Origin of the sequence: Bradyrhizobium sp. SZCCHNS3016 (genome assembly GCF_032484535.1) — a bacterium.
Lineage (GTDB): Bacteria > Pseudomonadota > Alphaproteobacteria > Rhizobiales > Xanthobacteraceae > Bradyrhizobium.
The window spans coordinates 160,686-181,305 of record NZ_JAUETE010000005.1 but is presented as its reverse complement, the minus strand read 5'-3'; the positions used below and the strand labels follow the sequence as shown (position 1 = coordinate 181,305).

Below are 20,620 nucleotides of genomic sequence, written 5' to 3'. Positions count from 1 at the left end.
CCGTCATCGGGCTTGCGGGTGAGAAGAGCGGTGGTGGCCTGGGTTTATTCCCGGCTTCTCGCGATCAAAAAGCGATGACGTGTTCGTGATCATGCCGGCAATGGCCGACGGCTCACCTGTTCACGCAGGATGTGGCGCAGGGCCGCGCGAAATATATCAGCGGCTGATGGACTGGATGCGACGTCGATGCATGAGCGCGTGACCCCGACCCTGCAACGAACCGAGACGTCGCGCGATCGGATCGTGGCGCTCGACCGCGCCAGGACCTTCATCACGCTCTCGGTCGTGCTCTATCACTCCGCGATCAACTACACCGATTTCGGTCAGGGCGGCGACCGCATGCACTGGCTCGGCTTTGATCTGGTCGCGCTATTCAACGACAGCTACTTCATGTCGTGCATGTTCTTCATCTCCGGCCTGTTCGTGCCGGCGAGTCTGGCGGGCAGAGGAGCGTCGGACTATGTCGGGCGCCGCGCGCTGCGGCTCGGCGTGCCCTATATCGTTTCGATCTTCGCGATCATGCCGATCGCCTACTACCGTTACTATGTGGCCGAGGATCAGTTCAGCGCGGTGTGGTGGCGGATGATCAGCGAGGGGCCGTGGCCGTCCGGCTCGGCCTGGTTTCTCGGCGTGCTGCTGGGGTTTGATATACTGGCTGCGCTCGTCTGGGTCCTGGCACCGCAGGCGATCGGCGCACTCGGGCGCTGGGCCGGAACGTTGCTGCACTATCCGGTCACTGGCTTCCTGATCTTCGCCGTCATCGCCAACCTGGCCTATCTGCCGCCGCATCTCGGCTTCGGTGACGGATTCTGGTTCATGCCCGGACATTTTCCGCTGCCGCTGCAGGCGAGCCGGGTGCTGCTCTACCCGACCTTCTTCGTCGCCGGCATCGCGATCGGTGCCGCCGGGCTGCGGGCGGGGCCGTTCGCAGCCGATGGCGTACTGGTCCGGCGCTGGTGCATCTGGTTCGGTCTTTCCTACGGCTGCTACGGCGCGATCCTGTTGCTGGCCTACGCGCATCACAACTGGATCGCCGATTTCGATTCACCGCCGCTATGGTGGCGCGCGGCCTATGGCATGGCGGTCGCGAGCTTCTGTGCTGCGATGGCGTTCGCCGTGCCGACCTTCTTTCAGCGCTGGGCAAAGGCGCCGCTGGCGCTGATGGATCGCGTCCAGCCAGCGGCCTACGGCATCTATCTCCTGCACTTCCTGCCGCTGCTATGGCTGCAATATCTGGTCTACGACCCGGCGTGGCCGGCCGCCGTGAAGTTCGCGATCGTGCTGATCGGCACGCTGTCGGTGAGCTGGCTCGCAGCAGCACTGTTGCGCCGGGTTCCGCTAGTGGCGCGGATCATCTAGGTCAGCATGCGGCGATGCGTAGGGTGGGCAAAGGCGATGCCGTGCTCTCTCACATCCGAGATACTAGTGGCGCCGTGCCCGCCGCCGTGCCGCCGAGTCTGCCGCACGGCGGTGGGCACGCGCCGCCTTCGGCGCCGCTTTGCCCACCGTACGATTCCCGCATCATTGCGAGGAGCCCAAGGCGAAGAAGCAATCCAGAGTGGGGTCGGGACCCTGGATCGCTTCGCTGCGTTCGCAATGACGGGAATGAGGAGTCGGACGTGAGCGCCTAGCGTCCATCCTCCAAGATCATCGACGCCGCCTTCTCCGCGATCATCGCCGTCGGCGTGTTGGTGTTGCCTGACGTGATGGTCGGCATGATCGAGGCATCGGCGACGCGCAGCCGTTCGATGCCGCGGAAGCGCAGCCGCTCGTCGACGACCGCCATCGGATCGTCTGCGGTGCCCATCCTGGCGGTGCCGACGGGATGGAAGATCGTGGTGCCGATGTCGCCGGCGGCCTTGGCCAGCGCGGCGTCGTCATCGCCGACCGTCGGGCCGGGCAGATATTCCTGCGGCCTGTAGGCCGCAAGCGCATTCTGCTTCATCAGCCGGCGCGTGACGCGGATGGCATCGGCCGCGACCTGGCGGTCGTCCTCGGTCGCCAGATAGTTCGGCGTGATCGACGGCGCTTCGTCGATCCTGGCGGAGCGGATGCGAACGGTGCCGCGCGAGGTCGGGCGGAGGTTGCAGGCGCTGACGGTGATCGCGGGAAAACGATGCAGGGGATCGCCGAACTTGTCGAGCGACAGCGGCTGCACGTGAAACTGGATGTTGGCGCGGTCGCGCCTCGGGTCCGAGCGCGTGAAGATGCCGAGCTGCGACGGCGCCATGGTCAGCGGCCCGCGGCGCCGGAACGCATAGTCGAGCCCCATCAGGCCGCGGCGGACCAGCGAGTAGTAGGTCTCATTCAGCGTCTTCACGCCCGACACTTTGTAGATCGCGCGCTGCTGCAGATGGTCCTGCAGATTGCGCCCCACACCCGGTCTGTCGATGACGACATCGATGCCGAGCTCGCTGAGCCACTCGGCCGGGCCGATGCCGGAGCGCTGCAGCACCTGCACCGAGCCGATCGAGCCGGCGCTCAGGATCACCTCGCCCTTGGTGCGGGCCTCGATGGTCTCGCCATTCTGCTGGAAGCGCACGCCTGTGGCGCGGCCGTTCTCCACGATCAGACGGTCGACGAGGACGTTGGTTTCGAGCCGCAGGTTAGGTCGCTTCAGCGCCGGCTTGAGAAAGCCCCGCGCGGAGGACCAGCGCCGGCCGCGCTTCTGGTTGACGTGAAAATAGCTGATGCCTTCATTGTCGCCGGTATTGAAGTCGGGGATGCGGCGGATGCCCATCTGCTCGGCGGCGTCGCCGACCGCGTCCAGCACCGCCCAGGACAGCCGGGGCGCCTCGATGCGCCAGCCGCCGCCGGTGCCGTGATGCTCGCTCTCTCCGAGGAAGTGATCCTCCAGCCGTTTGAACACCGGCAGCACGTCGGAATAGGACCAGCCGGAGAGGCCGAGCTGGCGCCAATGGTCGTAGTCCGCGGCCTGGCCGCGCATCGAGATCATGGCGTTGATCGCCGAGCAGCCGCCGATCACCTTGCCGCGGGGGTAGGCCAGCGAGCGGCCGTTCAGGCCCGGCTCGGCCTCGGTGCGAAACATCCAGTCGGAGCGTGGATTGCCGATCGCGAAGAGGTAGCCGACCGGAATATGGAACCAGATCCAATTGTCGTTGCCGCCGGCCTCGAGAATCAGGACGCGGCTGTTCGGATCGGCCGACAGCCGGTTGGCGAGGATGCAGCCGGCAGTGCCGGCGCCCACCACGATATAGTCGAAATCCCCCTCGAGCTGTCTCGGCATCGGCATTCCCTTCCCATCATTGCCAGGCTTTTAGTCAGCCCGGACGGGCCCGGACAAGCGCCACGTTCATGGCTGGTTGACCGAGCCATGAGACGGGCGCAGCCCTTATCTTGGGCGGTGCGGCTTTTGCATGCTAAACAGGCGCAAAGTCCCACAGGAGTTACGAGATTCCCCATGCCCATCGTCAACCGCGTCGCCGATCTGCAGCCCGATATCCAGGCCTGGAGGCGGGATATCCATTCGCATCCGGAGCTGCTCTACGATGTGCATCGGACGGCGGCCTTCGTCGCCGAGCGGCTGCGCGAGTTCGGCTGTGACGAGGTCGTGACGGGCCTCGGCAAGACTGGCGTGGTCGGCGTCATCAAGGGCCGGAAGCCCGGCCATGGCGAGGTGAGGGTGCTCGGACTACGCGCCGACATGGACGCGCTGCCGATCGAGGAGGCGACCGGGCTGCCCTATGCCTCGAAGACCCCGGGCATGATGCATGCCTGCGGCCATGACGGCCACACCGCGATGCTGCTCGGCGCGGCGCGCTATCTCGCGGAGACGCGCAATTTCGCCGGCGAGGTCGCCGTGATCTTCCAGCCGGCCGAGGAGGGCGGTGGCGGTGCGGACGCGATGATCAAGGACGGGCTGATCGACCGCTTCAAGATCGATCAGGTCTACGGCATGCACAACGGCCCCGGCCTGCCGGTCGGCGCGTTCGCCATTCGCCAGGGGGCGCTGATGGCATCGACCGACGCGGTCGACATCACCATCGAGGGCCATGGCGGTCATGCCGCCAAGCCGCATAATTGCATCGACTCTCTTCTCGTCGGCGCCCAGCTCGTCACGGCGCTGCAGCAGATCGTGTCGCGCAGCGTCGATCCGCTGGAGGCCGCGGTGCTGTCGATCTGCGAGTTCCACGCCGGCAACGCCCGCAACGTGATTCCGCAGAGCGCGGTGCTGCGCGGCACGGTGCGGACGCTGACGCCGAAGGTGCGCGAGCTGATGGAGAAGCGGGTGCGCGAGGTCGTGACCGGCGTCGCCCAGATGACCGGCGCCAAGATCGACCTGAACTATGCGCGCGGCTATCCCGTCGTCATCAATCACGCCGAGCAGACCGAGATCGCGATCCGCGCCGCCAAGGAGGTCGCGGGCGACGCCAACGTGCACGAGATGCCGCCGATGATGGGCGGCGAGGACTTCGCCTACATGCTCGAAGCTCGTCCCGGCGCCTTCATCTTCGTCGGCAACGGCGACTCCGCCGGCCTGCATCATCCCGCCTACAACTTCAACGACGAGGCGATCGTCTACGGCACCTCGTTCTTCATCAAGGTGGTGGAGAACACGCTGGCGGCGTGAGCCGCGGCCTAGCCATCTCAGATGAACTGATCCGCCAGACAGGGGCGCCGACCGGAGTCGGCGCCCCTGTCATATGGATGGGGCGCGTGTTTGCTATTTTGCCGCCTCTGGTGCTGACGGGCGCAGCGCGTATTGATTCGATCCGCCTGCATCGATCGTGCGGCTTGTTTGTTACGAATTCTCCTCACGTCCCAACGACGGGCATCGCTGCAATGATGATCTGTATCGGCGCGCGTCACGCGATGCGCAGCTGACGACGCGCGCCCGTCTGCGGAGCTGAAATAAATTTCCGCCAGCGTCACTGTCGTAACAGGCAAGTGTTTTCAAAGACACAACCTAAGGTATTTACAACGAAAGCGAGTAAGTTATAGTCATTCGTGTTTCTGCTCACTGCTCGTGATCGAGCGTTCATTGCCTGTCTGAAATTTCCTTGTTCACCAGTTCGATTCCACAGATGGAGAACCCCCATGGACGTCAAGAAGCTCTCCGTGAAGGAAGCGGCTGCGGCCGCGGCCAAGTGTGCGGCAACTGCGGCGCAATGCGCGGCAAACTCGGCCAAGTGCGCTGCGACGGCAGCGCATGCCCAGGCTAAGGCGGCCTCGGCACGGTGTGCGGCCACCGCTGCGCGATGCGCAGCAACTGCGGCGCGCTGTGCGGCCACAGCCGCAAAGTGTGCTGCCTCCTGAAGCAGATCTCCTGCAAGAAATCCCGGCGCGCTGGCTGAGCCGGCGTGGACGGGCTGGTCGGAGATGAGACCTATGAGCTTTCCGCGTCTTGGAGTGGGACTCCAATTCAACCCGGAACTGGTCGGCTGGTTTCCCTTCCTCGACCAGCCGCTTGATGCGCTCGAAATCCTGTTCGACTCGATCATGAGCCCCCTCGATGGCCCGGGGGTGCTGTCTCCCCGTGCCATCGAACTCGTCCGTGATGTCTCAGGCAAGTTTCCGCTGCTCGGACATTCGAACTATGGCGGAGATTTCGGCTTCGAGGATCTGACGGCGACAGCCGCGGTGCGCCGACACGTGCCGCTGGCCAGGAAGTTCGGCGTGGCCTGGGTTGCCAATCACTGCTTCTACAGCGATGCGTCCTGGGCGGATGTGTGGAGCAGTCCGCTGCAGTTTTCTCGCGCGGAGGTCGTGCGGCTCGCCGAGCGGGCGCGCACGCTGCAGGCGCTCTACGGCGTCCCGCTCGCGCACGAAAACGCAGCCTATTATCGGACCTGTCCCGGCAGCGAGATGCCCGAGGAAGAGTTCCTCGCGGCAATCCTGGAATTATCGGGGACCTATCTGCATCTCGATCTTCACAATCTGTATGCGAATGCGCAGAACCACGGCTCACGCGGCTACTCCATTCAACGCTTCCTGGCGACGATCCCGTCCGAGCGCATCATCTCCATCCACCTCGCAGGCGGGCGCTGGATCGGCGGCCAGTATCACGATCTTCACGACACGCAGGTCGCCGAAGAGGTGTGGGACCTTCTCGATGACGTCCTGGCGCGGGCGCGCCCCGGGGCCGTCATTCTCGAATACGAGACGCAATCCCTCTATTGCGCGGGGGAGCGGGTCGATACGGACCGCACCACTGACTTGATCCTCTCCGACCTGGAGCGGGCGCGGAATGCCTGGGATCGCGCCTATGGACCGGCGAGCCGCCGTACCACCCGCAGCGAGGCCGCGTGATGAATGCCGAACTGGTATGGAGCACTTGGCGTCGCGTGTTGAGAGACGATGGTCTCGTCACATGGATCACCCGATCCGACGCCCGAACCGCAGATCCGGATGGCCTCTCTGTGGAGGAGAGAGCGATCGTCACCGACTACGCGGGCACGCCGGAGGCCACGAACGCCAATATCGGCATGTACCGGCGCGGACTCGTCAGGAATGCGTTGGGGGCGCTCGATCTGGTGCCGCTGACACGCCGCCTTCTGAACATGAGCGGTCGCGACGTCGATATTGTGGCTGAGGATTTCGTCAGATCGACCGGCTATCCGGACGACGGACCGAATTTCTGGCGCTGTGCGGCTGGCTTCGTCGCCTATCTGACCAGGCTTCCGGAATTTGCGTCCCGCGCCCATCAGGATGTCATGGCGATTGATGACGCGACGATCGCCTTGGCGCGCAGGCTCGGCCGGTCGGCGCCGCCGGCGTGGCCCGTCGACGCGGCCCGCCACGCGGGCGTGGCGGCGCGCAGCGAGGGTGAGGCGGCTCGCGTCCGTCGCAATCCGGCTGCGGTCGTGGTTTCGTCATCCTGCGATCTCACGCCCTGGATCGAGGACCCATTCGAGTTCGATCCGTCCGACGATCTCGAGGCCTCGTCGCGCCATTGGCTGGTGTATTTCCCGGGGCCCGAGCTGGCGCATGAATATGCCGAACTGTCGGAGCGGGGGGCCCGGACGTTCGACCTGCTCGGCACGCCGCGGACCGTTGACGAGTTGGCTCTGGAAATGCGCGATCTCTCGCGTGACGACGTGCAGGCCGTGGTCGGATCGCTGATGGAATTGGGCGTCCTGACGAGCGTGGCGGACGGGCTAGCATCGGGAAACATCCTGACGATGGAGGGCTGCACCGACCGTTCAGTTCAGTCGCGCATCGAATGGGCGCCAATCCCATGAGACCGCTTGAAAAGCCCTTGCGTTCTGCTCCCGACAGCCTTCCCGGCCGTCTGTCAGACGATACCTTCGTCATGCTGGATCCGGCCGTCGAGGTGGTGGACGCTACAGTTTCGGGCCATCATTTGTTGAGCCACGGCCATTTCGATGCGGGGATGGTCGTGCCGCCCGGCGATGGTCTGCTCGATTTCGTGACGACGCTGATGCCGCGGCCGATCAGGCTCGCCGCGCTGCGGGCGCAATATGACGATCAAGGGATGATCGACAAGATGCTGGCGTCCCTGCACGGCCAGGGCTTCATGCATGTCACCTCGGCTGAAACGCCATCGGCGCAACAGCTCGCGCTTCTTCGGCGCAAGGCATGGCAGATGCGCGAGCCGATGCTGCGCCGATCCATTGTCGTCGATCTGGATACTCTGGAATCGATCGAGCAGCTGACCGAGCGCCTGAGCGCCGAGCCGCTTCCCCCGGAAGTTCTGCTGCGTTGCTCGAGGTTGTCGGACCATCGCAAATGCTTCGATCGACTGGCAAGGTTGCGGCAGGGCGGTGCATTGCGGATGCACCAGACGGTGGTACAGACGTGCGATCTGGTCGCCGATCACCAATTGCGCCAGTCGCTGCTGCATCTCGGCGCGTCAGTGACTGTCGAGGACGTGGCCTGGCCCGTCCCCGATCGTCCGATCGCAGGGCTCGACGAGATCGTCCGGGCCTGCATTCCCGTGCATGTGCTGATGGCGCCGGATCAATCGATCTGCGACGAGGCTGCGCGAAGCCGGATGCTCGGCTGGGCAGCATCCAGGTTCATCTCCGGCCTCAGGCTCGTTCTGGACGTGCGGACGCTATGGCCGGATGGCGATGCCGGCGACGACGACTTTGCCCGCGTCTTCGACGCGTTGAGCATCATCGAGAACGAGTTCGGAGATGTTCTGATCGAGAACCTGCCGAGCGATGAGGTGCTGCTCGGAAACACGGCGACGAGTCTGCCGTCCGGTCCTGGTCTCGAACTCGCCGATCGTTTTCGGCGGTCATATCTGCGCTGGCGCCTGCCTCTACTCAAGTCTTGCGAGAACGACAATAGCTGGAGCCAGACGCCCGAAGTCGAAGACAAGCTGGTCCGCGCCGGGGATGACCTGCTGCCCAATCATCCGGAGCTGCTGAAGCTCCAGTCCGGCAGCATCGTGGTCGACGTGTGCGGCGGCCTCGGTCGCGTTGCGAGGCGGCTTTCGCCCGCCGTCGGCAGGGACGGACTGGTCATCTCCATCGAGATGTTCCGCTGTCTGAGTGATCGGGCTCGTCGCTTCGCATGCGAACGGGACATCACCAATCTGCAATTTCGTCCCGGCCTCGCGCAGCGTATTCCGCTGCCCGACGCCACCGCCGACGCTGCCGTCAACGAGTGGACCGGCGGCATATGGGAGCTCGGGATGGGACCCGTCATGGTCAGGGAAATGGCCAGGGTCGTCCGTCCCGGAGGCCGCATCGCGGCGACGCATCGGCTGGTCCAGCTGCAGCTGTCGGCCCTGGCGCAGCCCTGGGTGCAGTACGCCAGGATCTATGCCTGGATGCGCGAAGCCTTCGCGCAGCCGGAGCTGACGATCGTGACCGAGCGCATATGGGGGCAGATCGTGCCGTCGCTGGTGGGCGAGAACGCCACGCTGTGGCGCAAGCAATACATGCCGCGGCTGATCAATCCCTTCGACGTGACGTACAGACAGGACGAGAATCCGGATACGCGTGCCGACGTTTACCTGACGATCATTGCGCAACGAAATTGACGTTCGTTTTCATTGAGGTGATTGCTCGAGGTGCTCATATGCGATCGCAAGAAACCGCCTTCGAACGAGCCCGCGCGTCGTTGCATCGGCTTGGAATTCCGCTCGTCCTTCCCGCGCTCCACGCAGCCGGCGTGGGGATCAGCCGGACGGTCCTGGGCGGCTCGCATTCGGTGGCCATCTATCCGCCGATCAACTCGCTGACGCCGCTCGATCCGTCCTGCCTGGAGCGGGGGATCGACTGGGGCCGCGAGATCAGCCTCTACGTGCACATCGCGTTCTGCGAGACGCGCTGCACGTTCTGTCACTATACGGTCGAGCACTACGCCGGACGGAACAGCAAGTCCGCCACGGACGACGACAAGGTCGTTCGCTACCTCGATGCGCTCAAGCGCGAGCTGGCGGCCTGGGAGCCGCAGCTGTGCCGATCCGGAACGGTGGTGTCGTCGATCTATATCGGGGGCGGCACACCGCTCGTTCTCGATGAGGACGCATTGACGGATCTGATCGCGACGATCCGCGATACGTTCGACGTGCGGCCCGGCGCCGAGATCTGCATCGAGGGCAGCCCGCTCACGATCACCGCGCCCGAGGGAGAGCAGAAGCTGCGCTCTCTGAAGCAGCAGGGCGTCACGCGCCTTAGTTTCGGCGTGCAATCGTTCGACGATACCGTGCTCAAATATGCCGCGCGCGGCTACAAGCGGGACGTTCCACTTCTCGCGTGCTCGATCGTCGCCGACATTTTCGAGAACTGGAATCTCGACCTGATCCAGGGGTTGTACAAGGGGTCGCCGTCCGAGACCTGGAACAATTTGGCGATGGTCGCCGAGATCCGGCCTCCGCACCTCACCTGGTATCACGCTCGGTTTGCCGATCGCCCCCAGGGACACTGGCTCAAATCCGACCTGAAGCAGGCGAGCTTCGAGAGCGAGTTCGCGACCTTGTTCGGACGCATGCTGATCTGGCAGGAGATGGCGGCGCTCGGATATGACCTGACCGACGGCAACCGCTTCGTGCGCGCGCGCCGCTATGCCGACCCGTTCAAGACGATCCGGACCTCGCCGTCACGGGATCTTCTCGGGATCGGTGCGGGCGCGTATTCGCATGTCAGTGCCGGGGCTGCGAAGAGCGGCTACGTCCTCCGCAATGTTCCCGACGTGCACGCCTATGTCGAAACCGTCCTGGCTGGCAACAGTCCGATCACGGCAGGGCGCGCCGTCGACCGGCAGGAATTGCTGGCGACGTCCTATGCCACAGGGCTCCGGACCGGCCGGGTCGAGGATGCCGATCGCCGCGCCATGCGCGCCGACAACCGGGAGCTGTCCGCCCATTATGACAAGCTCGTTGCCAGGCTGAGCAGCGTCGGCGCCCTGGAAGCGTATCGCGACGGCGACGGCCATGCGGGGCTGCGGCTTTCGGAGCTCGGCCGGCTGTTCGAGGATGAGATGCTGTCGCTGTTCTTCAGTCCGGCCGTCAAGGACGCGTTGTCGCCGAAAGTGACGGAGCGCGCGCTTCAATACGGTTAGATCGGGAGTTTCAACACGTCGTCGACCAGGGAGGAAACGTCATGGTTGTGTCCGGGCAAGCAACCCTCGAGCGGGACAACGCGACCGGTGACGGCATCCGCGCCGCGCGTGCCGGCTGGAGCTTCGGCGGCGACACGCCTCAGCACTTCGATCTCCACGTCGCGAGGTCGGTTCCGAACTACGAAGCCGGCCACAAGCTGGTCGAGCAGGTCAGCGATTTCTTCGTGAAGCGGGATTCCGTCGCCTATGAAATCGGAACGTCGACGGGGACGCTGCTGCGGCAACTCGCCAAGCGCCATCCGCACGGCACGCGCTGGATCGGCATCGATACCGAGCGGGCCATGATCGATTACGCGCGGGCGCACAGCAGGGATGTGGCGAACGTGGAATACCTGGCGGCCGATGCCTGCGAGGTCGGCTACGAGGCGAGCGACTTCATCGTGTCGTACTACACCGTGCAGTTCGTACCGCCGCGCTATCGCCAGACCCTGATCGATGCGATCTATCGGTCGCTCAATTGGGGAGGCGCGTTCCTGTTCTTCGAGAAGGTCAGGGCGCCGGACGCGAGGTTCCAGGACATCATGACGTCGGTCTATATCGACTACAAGCTGGACAACGGCTACTCGCCGGACGAGGTGCTGGGCAAGGCCAGCAGCCTCAAGGGCGTGCTGGAACCGTTCTCGACCCAGGGCAATCTCGACATGCTGCGGCGGGCCGGATTCGTGGACACGATGACGATCTACAAGCACGTCTGCTTCGAGGGCTTCCTGGCGATCAAGTAAGGGCCGGTTGGGGCAGCCTCACGCCGCGTGCGCGGCGCGCTTGATCGCGGCGGCGGCGATCTTCAGGTCTTCGACGAAGCGCTGATATTCGCGGGCCTTGGCGTCGGCATCCGGCAGCCGCAGCAGGTAGGACGGGTGCACCGTCACCATCGCCTTGGGGCCGTCGGGCAGGTCGACGACATGGCCGCGGCTCTTGTTGACCGGTGTGATCCTGCCGAACACGCTTTGCGCCGCGGTGGCACCGAGCGCGACCACCAAGGCCGGACGGACGGCGGCCAGCTCGCGCTCGTACCATTGCCGGCAGGCCTTGATCTCCGGCGTGTTCGGCTTCTGGTGCAGCCGGATCTTGCCGCGGGGCACGAACTTGAAGTGCTTCACTGCATTCGTGACGTAGACCTTGCTGCGGTCGATGCCGGCCTCGGCCAGCGCGCGGTCGAGTATCTGGCCGGCGGGACCGACGAAGGGATGGCCGGTGAGGTCCTCCTTGTCGCCGGGCTGCTCGCCGACCAGCATCAGCGGCGCATGCGCGGGGCCTTCGCCGAACACGGTTTGCGTGGCGTCCTTCCACAGCGGGCAGGCGCGGCAGCCGGCGGCTTCTTCACGCAAGGTCTCGAGATCGGTGGACTCGACATCACGTGAGGTCTCAGCAGCATGCGCGTGTGTGATTAGCTTGCGGGTCATCTCGCTCTACTCGACGCGTTTCTGCGGCTTGTGCGGTGAGGTGCCGGGCTCGGCGATCATCTCCGTGGTGCGCTGGGAGGCGGCCGTGATCAGCGGCTGGATCAGCTTCGCCTCGGGCAGGTTCTGCCAATATTTCTTCGGCATCTCCTTTTCCATCGCCTTCACTTTCAGCCGTGCCGGATTGAAAATGCTGGCGTAATAGCGCAGCCACAGCTCTTCGAGCCGGTCCTCCGACGGCGCGTCAGCCTTGCTCACGCCGGGCGTGAAGCTGACGCGGCTGCCGTCCCAATGCGCACAGAGTTCGGGTGTCAGGATCGACCACGGCATGTCGGCGAAGCGGCGGGCGAAGAACGGCGCAGCGCGCTCGACGATGTGGTGCTCCGGCTCGAACCAGGCGACGTAGCGCGCCTCGCGCTCGCGGCCGACCTCGCGGAAGCGGACGAAGGCATGCATCTTGTGGACGTCGCGCCGCACCGCTCGCGCCAGCGCGTTGGCCTGCGCGACATCAGGATCGGTCGCGATCTCCATGAGATCGTGGTTGGTCCGCAGACGCCACAGCAGCCGGTAGAGCAGGGCGAAGCGGTTGGGATCATTGTGCAGAATCGCGCTCTCGGCGAGCTCCATGAAGCTCGCCGGCACTGAGAACGCGCCCTTTGGCACCTCGGGAAGCTGCGTGTCGGCCTGATCGTCGAACAGGTCGGGCGCTGCGCCCTTGACGCGCCAGCTGACATCGGCCGGCTTGACGTCGTTCATCGCCAACGCCCGCGCCGCCTGACGCCAGCCGTCGAAATCAGTGTCGCTGTCGAGGGTTACGACGTGCATTTCACCTCTCTCGTCATTGCGAGCAAAGCCGCCGCCGTCATTCCGGGGCGCCTCGCAGGGGCGAACCCGGAATCTCGAGATTCCGGGTTCGATGCTTCGCATCGCCCCGGAATGACGGCTGCTTCCTGGCTTCGTTCTTCGCCACGACGTTCAATTAGAATCCAAATCCCAGCTGCTGCGGTTTGGGCCGCAGCCGGGCTCTGAGGCTGGCGCCGTCGAGCAGGGACGGCTGTGGCCGGTGGTCGGAAAGAACGATGAACGGCAGCGCCTTGTTCCTGATGACGTTGAGCTGGGCGAGATCCGCAAAGCGGATCGTGGTGGTGCGGCGGGTCGCGAGGATGCGCTGCACGGTGCGGGTGCCGAAGCCGGGCACGCGCAACAGCTCCTCGCGGCTGGCCGTGTTGATGTCGAGCGGGAAGCGGTCGCGGTGGCGCAGCGCCCAGGCGAGCTTGGGGTCGATGTCGAGCGGCAGCATGCCTTCGCCTTCCTCGACGATTTCATCGGCGTCGAAGCCGTAGAACCGCATCAGCCAGTCGGCCTGGTACAGCCGGTGCTCGCGCACCAGCGGTGGCGCCTGCAGCGGCAAGGCACGGCTGGCATCGGGGATCGGGCTGAAGGCGGAATAATAGACGCGCTTGAGCTTGTAGGCGCCGTAGAGATTGGCCGAGGTCGACAGGATGGTGCGGTCGTTGGCCTCGTCGGCGCCGACGATCATCTGCGTGCTCTGGCCGGCCGGCGCGAAGCGCGGCGGCCGCGCCTTCCACACCGTCTTCTTGGCTTCCGCGGTTTCGTCGAGCTTGAGCCGAAGCCGGCCCATGGTGCGGCGGATCGCGCGCTGGTCCTTCTCCGGGGCGAGCTGTGTCAGGCTCGCTTCCAGCGGCATCTCGATGTTGATGCTGAGCCGGTCGGCATATTTGCCGGCCGCGGCGATCAGCGCCTCGTCAGCCTCCGGAATCGTCTTCAGATGAATGTAGCCGCGGAAGCGATGCTCCTCGCGCAATTTGCGCGCGACGCTCACGACCTGCTCCATCGTGTAGTCCGGGCTGCGGATGATGCCGGACGACAGGAACAGACCCTCGATGTAGTTGCGGCGATAGAAATCGATGGTGAGCTTCACCACCTCGTCGACCGTGAAGCGCGCGCGCGGCACGTTGGAGGAGGCGCGGTTGACGCAATACAGGCAGTCGTAGTTGCAGGCGTTGGTCAGCAGAACCTTGAGCAGCGAGATGCAGCGGCCGTCCGGCGCATAGGAGTGGCAGATGCCCATGCCGGGCGCGGTCGAGCCGAGACCCTTGCCGTCGCGGGAATCCCGCATCTCGGTACCGCTGGAGGCGCAGGACGCGTCGTACTTGGCGGCATCGGCCAGGATCTCCAGCTTGCGGAGCAGCTCCATACCTTTGAATCCCTTTGATTCCATTCGCTGAATCACATCCGGGGCAATCCCGATTGACTCTCTCGAAGGCGTTAGCTTTATATTAGAACGTATCATGAACAAAGAGGGCCGTCGTGGGTTCAACTGCAACAACGGCAGCGCCCGCACGATGGATGGAAGAGGAGCGGCGACGGATGACCGGCGCACGCATGGATACGCTCGCGCGTCTGCGCGGCCGCATTACCCGTCTCGAGGCGGGAGATGGCGCACATGATCTGCGCCGGGTCGCGCTCGGTCATGACGAGGCCGACGCCGTGCTGCAGGGCGGGCTGGCTACCGGCGCGCTGCACGAGGTGTTCGCCGAGACCGGCCGTCAGGCGGCGGCCGCGACCGGCTTCCTGTGCGGGCTCGCCGCGCGCGTCGCGGCGCGCCGCCCGCTGATCTGGATCCGGCAGGATTTCGCCGAGCGCGAGATGGGCGCGCTGTCGATGAGCGGACTCGCCGAGCTTGGCCTCGACCCGCGCCGCATCGTGATCGTGCGGGCGCCCGATCTCGATCACGGCTTGCGCACCGCGGCCGACGCGCTCGCCTGCGATGCGCTGGGCGGGGTGATGCTGGAGGTGTGGGGCGAGACGCAAAAGCTCGATCTCGTCGCCAGCCGCAAGCTGACCCTGGCCGCGCAGGAGTCCGGCGTGACCGCGCTCGTGTTGCGCATTGCAGCCACACCCGAACCTTCGACCGCCGAGACGCGCTGGATCGTCCGCACCGCGCGGTCGCTGCCCTCGGCGCCCTGGATGGCCTGGGGCGCGCCGCGTCTCGACGCCGAGCTCATTCGCAACCGTCACGGCCAGACCGGACGATGGATCATGGAGTGGAGCCCCGATGCGTGCCGTTTCAGCGAACCGGCGGCGGATCCTCAGCCTGTGGCTGCCGCGCCTGCCCATCGATCGGATCAAGCGAAACTGCTCCGCCGATCGGCGTGACGACCTGCCGCAGGTCGTCGTCATCAAGGACGCCAATGCGCTCTTGATCCATGCGCTGGACGAGGCGGCGGCGTGCCATGGCGTCAGCCTCGGCCAGCCGCTGGCGAACGCCCGCGCGGTCTGTCCCGACCTCGTCGTCCACGAGGTCGACCTCGCGGCTGACGCCAAGATGCTCGAAGACATCGCCGACTGGTGCGACCGCTTCACGCCGCTGGTCGCGCTGGATCCGCCGCATGGGCTTTCGCTCGACATCACCGGCTGCGTGCATCTGTTCGGCGGCGAAGCCAAACTGATGCGGTCGCTCTGCGATGCGCTGACCGCGCACGGCCTCACCGTGTCGGCGGCGATCGCCTCCAACGCCGTGTGTGCGCGCACGCTGAACCGGCAGGTGCATGGCCGCATCGTGCCTGACGGCGAGGAGGCGGCCGCGGTCGCGCCGCTGCCGGTGGCAGCCCTTGGCGGCAGCGAGGCGATCACGCTCGGCCTGCGCCGCGCCGGCCTCAAGACGATCGGCGATGTCGCGTCGCGCGGCCGCAACGAGATCACGGCGCGGTTCGGTGTCGCCTTCACCCGCGTGCTGGCCCAGGCGCTGGGCGAGGCCGATGCGCCGATCAGCCCGCGAAAAGTCCCGCCGGACTACATCGTCGACAAGCGCTTCGCCGAGCCGGTCGCGACCGACACGGTGATCGCGACCAGTCTCTCCAGTCTCGCCGCGATGCTGGTGGCGGCGATGGCACAGCAGGGCAAGGGCGCGCGGCGGCTCGAGGCCTGCTTCTTCCGCACCGACGGCCTGGTGCGCGTCATCGCGGTCGACACCGGCCAGCCGGTCACCGAGGCCGCAATCATCGACCGTCTGTTCCGCGAGCGGCTCGACGCCCTGAATGATCCGCTCGATCCCGGCTTCGGCTTCGACATGATCCGGCTGTCGGCGAGCCGCAGCGAGATCGTGGTGCAGCAGCAGCGCGATCTCGACGCCCATGTCCACGACAATGACGAGCTGTCGGCGCTGATCGACCGCATCGCCGCGCGCATCGGCGGCAAGCGTGTGGTCGTGCATCTGCCGGTCGACACCCACATCCCGGAGCGCGCAGCGCTGCCGTTGCCGGCGCAGCAAAGTCTGGCGGCTTCGAGCGCGGCCGAGTGGCCCGAGCGCAGCGACGGCGAGCCGCCGCTGCGCCCTCTGCGGCTGTTCGCGCGCCCCGAAGTGATCCAGGTGATCGCCGGGGTGCCGGACGGCCCGCCCGCGCGCTTCGTCTGGCGCCGTGCCGCGCATGCGGTGGTGCGCGCCGAAGGCCCGGAGCGCATCGCCATGGAATGGTGGCGGCCGGGCGGGCAGGGCCTCACGCGCGACTATTTCCGCGTCGAGGACGAGCACGGCCTGCGCTTCTGGCTCTACCGCGACGGGTTGTATGACCGCGAGCTCGATCAGCAGCAGGGCCCGCCCGTGCAGCCCGCCTGGTACATGCACGGTCTGTTCGCATGAGGGTGGGGAAGATGGCACACATCCCGCGCCGACCTCGCTGCTCACCCTCCCCTGGAGGGGGAGGGTCGGCTCGCATGCGTGCATGCGAGCCGGGGTGGGGTGACAGACCATCCGCGTTTGCGCTGCCCGTTGTCCTCGAGGCCAACTTACCGGCAGCTGAGAAGAGCTGGCGCAATGACAACTGGTTGCTGGGCTCACCCCACCCCGCCGCGCGCTCTGCGCGTGTCGACCCTCCCCCTCCAGGGGAGGGTGGGCAGCTGTGCAAGCCGGTGCGTTGGGACAAATCACCTGCAGGAGGCGGGCAACGCGCTGTCACGGAAACAGCCTGCGCGGTCGCGCCATGACACCGGTTGCCTATGCCGAGATCGGCATCACCACCAACTTCTCGTTCCTGCAGGGCGGGTCGCATCCGCAGGACTATGTGCATCAGGCCGCCGCGTACGGCCTCGAAGCCATCGGCATCGCCGATCACAACACGTTGGCCGGCATCGTGCGCGCCTATAGCGAGCTGAATAATGACAGGCTGAGCTACAAGCCGAAGCTGCTCTATGGTGCGCGGCTGGTGTTCAGCTGCGGCACGCCGGACCTCCTGGTCTATCCGCGCGACCGCGCCGCCTACGGCCGGCTGTGCCAGTTGCTCACCCGCGGCAAGCGTGGCAGCGACGCCGACAAGGTCGCCAAGGGCGATTGCCGCCTGAGCTTCGATGATCTGTTCGCGTTCATCGAAGGCCAGCTCTTGGTCTTGATGCCGCCGCATCGTTTCGACGAGGCCGTCCTTACTCAAACCCTGGCGCGCCTGAAGGACAGCCCGGCCGAGGGCGTGTGGCTTGCCGCAAGCCTACTCTATCGCGGCGACGACCGCCGCCGGCTGGCGCGGCTGGCGCGTCTCGCCGCATCGGTCAAGGTGCCGCTGATCGCCACCAACGACGTGCTGTATCATCATCCCCAGCAACGGATGCTGCAGGACGTGCTGACCTGCATCCGTGAGAAGAGCACGATCGAGACCATCGGCCGAAGACTGCAGGCCAATGCCGAGCGCCATCTCAAGCCGGGACACGAGATGGCGCGGCTGTTCCGTGACCACCCCGACGCTGTGACCGAGACCATCCGCTTCACCGACCGCATCGTCTTCTCGCTCGACCAGCTCAAATATCAATATCCCGATGAGCCGGTGCCGCCCGGCAAGACCGCGCAGGGGCATCTGGAGGACCTGACCTGGGCCGGTGCCAAGACCTATTTCGGCGACGACCTCGACGACAGACTGTGCGCGGTCCTCAAAAAAGAGCTGGCGCTGATCGCCGAGCTCAACTACGCGCATTATTTCCTCACGGTTCACGACATCGTCCGCTACGCCCGCAGCCAGGGCATCCTGTGCCAGGGCCGCGGCTCAGCGGCGAACTCGGCCGTGTGCTACGTGCTCGGCATCACCTCGGTCGATCCGACCAAGATCGATCTGCTGTTCGAGCGCTTCATCTCCAAGGAGCGGCTGGAGCCGCCCGACATCGACGTCGATTTCGAGCATTCGCGACGCGAGGAGGTGATGCAATATGTCTATCGCCGCTACGGCCGGCACCGCGCGGCGATCATCGCCACCGTCATCCATTATCGCCCGCGCAGCGCCATCCGCGACGTCGGCAAGGCGCTGGGGCTGACCGAGGACGTCACGTCGGTGCTCGCCGACACCGTGTGGGGCAGCTGGGGCGATGGCCTCTCCGACATGCAGGTGCGCCAGGCCGGGCTCGATCCAACCAATCCGATGATCCGCCGCGCCGTGGAGCTGGCATCGGAGCTGATCACCTTTCCGCGGCACCTGTCACAGCATGTCGGCGGCTACGTGCTGACCCAGGACCGGCTCGACAGCTACGTGCCGATCGGCAATGCCGCGATGGACGATCGCACCTTCATCGAATGGGACAAGGACGACGTCGACGCGCTCAGCATGATGAAGGTCGACGTGCTGGCGCTGGGCATGCTGACCTGCATCCGCAAATGCTTCGACCTGATCGCCGATCACAAGGGCCAGCGATACGTGCTTTCCGATATCCGGTCGGAGGATGACAACGAAGTCTACCAAATGCTGCAGCGGGGCGAGTCGCTCGGCGTGTTCCAGGTCGAGAGCCGGGCGCAGATGAACATGCTGCCGCGGCTGAAGCCGCGCACCTTCTACGACCTCGTTATCGAGGTCGCGATCGTCCGGCCCGGACCAATCCAGGGCGACATGGTCCATCCGTATCTGCGGCGCCGCAACGGTCTCGAAAAGGTCAGCTATCCCTCGCCGGCAAACGGCCCGAAAGACGAGCTTTACAAGGTGCTGCACAAGACGCTCGGCGTGCCGCTGTTCCAGGAGCAGGCGATGCGGATCGCGATCGAGGCCGCAAAGTTCTCGTCGGAGGAAGCCAACGGCCTGCGCCGCGCAATGGCGACGTTCCGCAACGTCGGCACCATCGGCTCCTACGAGGAGAAGATGGTCGGCAACATGATCGCGCGCGGCTACGATCCGGCCTTTGCCAAGAGCTGCTTCGACCAGATCAAGGGGTTTGGCTCCTACGGCTTTCCGGAAAGCCATGCCGCGAGCTTCGCCCAGCTCGTCTATGTCTCGTCCTGGCTGAAATGCTTCCATCCCGACGCGTTCTGCTGCGCATTGCTCAACTCGCAGCCGATGGGCTTCTACGCACCGGCGCAGATCGTCGGCGACGCCCGCAAGAATGGCGTCGAGATCCGGAACATCGACGTGTCCCACAGCTTCGCCGACAACACGCTGGAAGAAATGGGTAGCAAATACTGCGCCGTCCGCCTTGGCTTCCGCCAGATCGACGGTTTCCGCTGGATCGACCGCGACGAGGAGCGGATCAAGCGATTGTCGGAGGCGATGCGGAGCGAGGCACAAGTCGCTTCCGCATTGTCATTGCAGGATGATGCGCAAGCTCTCTCCCCACCGTCATTCCGGGGCGATGCGACGAGTCAAAACAGCGAAGCTGTTTTGACCGGGGCATCGAACCCGGAATCTCGAGATTCCGGGCTCGCCCTCCGGGCGCCCCGGAATGACGCTGCGGAAGGAGGCGTTCTTTACTCACAAGCCGTTGATACGTTTCGAGCGCTCGACGCTGTCGCGTTGCCCAGGAATGACAGCGAGGGACAGGCCGGCATCTTTCTCCAGGACGACGACTGGGCCGACCGCATCATCAAGGCGCGCGCCCGCGGGCCCTTCACCTCGCTGGAAGACTTCGCCCGCGACACCGCTCTGCCCAAGCGCGCGCTGCTGCTGCTGGCCGATGCCGATGCGTTCCGCTCGCTCGGGCTCGACCGTCGTGCCGCGCTCTGGGCTGTGCGCCGGCTGCCCGACGATGTGCCGCTGCCGCTGTTCGAGGCCGCGATCGCCCGCGAGCAGCCGGACGAGGGTGCCAAGCCGCTGCCCGAGATGCCGCTGCCGGAGCACGTGGTCGCGGACTATCAGACCATCCGCCTGTCGTTGAAGGGCCACCCGATGGAGTTCCTGCGCCAGCGCTTCGCTACGGAAGGCGTGCTGGCCTGCCGCGACGTCAACCACGCCAACGACCGCCGTCGCGTCCGTTGCGCCGGCGTGGTGCTGGTGCGGCAGCGGCCGGGCAGCGCCAAGGGCGTCGTGTTCATGACCCTGGAGGACGAGACCGGCATCGCCAACATCGTGGTGTGGCCGAAGGTGATGGAGACCTTCCGCAAGGAGGTGATGGGCGCGCGCCTCGTGCTGGTCGAAGGCCGCATCCAGAGCAGCCCCGAGAAGGTCGTGCATCTCGTCGCCGAGCGCCTGGTTGACCGCAGCGCCGATCTCGCCTTGTTGTCGAACGATCGTCTCGGTGTCGTGCCGCACGGCCCGATGCCCGCCGAGCCGCTCAACGACGACCGCCGCGATCACCTCGACACTCCCTCCCAGCGCGTCAGCCACCCCCGCAACGTCCGCATCCTGCCGCGGTCGCGGGATTTTCATTGAGGGTCAGCGAATAGGTCGCGACGTTGCAGTTAA

The 20,620-nt window shown here is 65.6% G+C and carries 12 protein-coding genes and 1 pseudogene; 10 read left to right on the top strand and 3 right to left on the bottom strand.

The genetic code is table 11. The features are described 5' to 3' along the window. Positions 1-186: 186 nt before the first annotated feature. On the top strand, positions 187-1,359 hold the full coding sequence (locus QW881_RS12645; RefSeq protein WP_315757712.1) for an acyltransferase: 1,173 nt from the start codon (positions 187-189) through the stop codon (positions 1,357-1,359). Between the two features lie 268 nt (positions 1,360-1,627). Here QW881_RS12645 and QW881_RS12640 read toward each other — a convergent pair whose 3' ends face one another. Then, a complete protein-coding gene (locus QW881_RS12640; RefSeq protein WP_315757711.1) occupies positions 1,628-3,247 on the bottom strand; it encodes a GMC family oxidoreductase in 1,620 nt (539 codons plus the stop codon). 174 nt (positions 3,248-3,421) lie between these two features. Between QW881_RS12640 and QW881_RS12635 the strand changes: the two genes are divergently transcribed. The 6 genes from QW881_RS12635 to QW881_RS12610 all read left to right on the top strand — a co-directional run bounded on the left by QW881_RS12635 (position 3,422) and on the right by QW881_RS12610 (position 11,279). Next, positions 3,422-4,591, top strand: a complete 1,170-nt coding sequence (locus QW881_RS12635; protein ID WP_315757710.1) for a M20 aminoacylase family protein — start codon at positions 3,422-3,424, stop codon at positions 4,589-4,591. Positions 4,592-5,349: 758 nt separating this feature from the next. Then, positions 5,350-6,270, top strand: coding sequence for a DUF692 family multinuclear iron-containing protein (locus QW881_RS12630; RefSeq protein WP_315757709.1), 921 nt, complete (start codon positions 5,350-5,352; stop codon positions 6,268-6,270). 110 nt (positions 6,271-6,380) lie between these two features. Then, entirely contained in the window at positions 6,381-7,202 is an 822-nt protein-coding gene (locus tag QW881_RS12625) for a hypothetical protein (protein ID WP_315757708.1), read from the top strand. Then, positions 7,184-8,974, top strand: a complete 1,791-nt coding sequence (locus QW881_RS12620; RefSeq protein WP_315757707.1) for a class I SAM-dependent methyltransferase — start codon at positions 7,184-7,186, stop codon at positions 8,972-8,974. The genes QW881_RS12625 and QW881_RS12620 overlap by 19 nt, the downstream gene beginning before the upstream one ends. A 170-nt stretch (positions 8,975-9,144) precedes the next feature. Then, positions 9,145-10,497, top strand: coding sequence for a radical SAM protein (locus QW881_RS12615; RefSeq protein ID WP_316158381.1), 1,353 nt, complete (start codon positions 9,145-9,147; stop codon positions 10,495-10,497). Between the two features lie 41 nt (positions 10,498-10,538). Then, positions 10,539-11,279 carry a methyltransferase domain-containing protein gene (locus tag QW881_RS12610; protein ID WP_315757705.1) on the top strand — a complete coding sequence of 247 codons (741 nt, stop codon included), beginning with the start codon at positions 10,539-10,541 and terminating at the stop codon, positions 11,277-11,279. An 18-nt stretch (positions 11,280-11,297) separates the two neighbouring features. Here the strand turns inward: QW881_RS12610 and QW881_RS12605 are convergent. Together QW881_RS12605 and QW881_RS12600 are read right to left on the bottom strand one after the other, a co-directional pair. After that, positions 11,298-12,782, bottom strand: a pseudogene (locus QW881_RS12605) (UdgX family uracil-DNA binding protein). A 154-nt stretch (positions 12,783-12,936) separates the two neighbouring features. Beyond that, entirely contained in the window at positions 12,937-14,175 is a 1,239-nt protein-coding gene (locus QW881_RS12600; RefSeq protein ID WP_316158382.1) for a putative DNA modification/repair radical SAM protein, read from the bottom strand. 173 nt (positions 14,176-14,348) lie between these two features. On the opposite strand from QW881_RS12600, the gene QW881_RS12595 reads away from it, so the two are divergent. The 3 genes from QW881_RS12595 (at position 14,349) to QW881_RS12585 (ending at position 20,587) form a co-directional block, all read left to right on the top strand. Beyond that, positions 14,349-15,137 carry a DNA repair protein gene (locus tag QW881_RS12595; protein WP_316158383.1) on the top strand — a complete coding sequence of 263 codons (789 nt, stop codon included), beginning with the start codon at positions 14,349-14,351 and terminating at the stop codon, positions 15,135-15,137. Beyond that, positions 15,037-16,620, top strand: coding sequence for a DNA polymerase Y family protein (locus QW881_RS12590; protein WP_316158384.1), 1,584 nt, complete (start codon positions 15,037-15,039; stop codon positions 16,618-16,620). Before QW881_RS12595 ends, QW881_RS12590 begins: the two co-directional genes overlap by 101 nt. A gap of 340 nt (positions 16,621-16,960) precedes the next feature. Continuing rightward, positions 16,961-20,587 (top strand): error-prone DNA polymerase, encoded by a 3,627-nt coding sequence (locus tag QW881_RS12585; protein ID WP_315757700.1) that lies wholly within the window; start codon positions 16,961-16,963, stop codon positions 20,585-20,587. Positions 20,588-20,620: the final 33 nt, after the last annotated feature.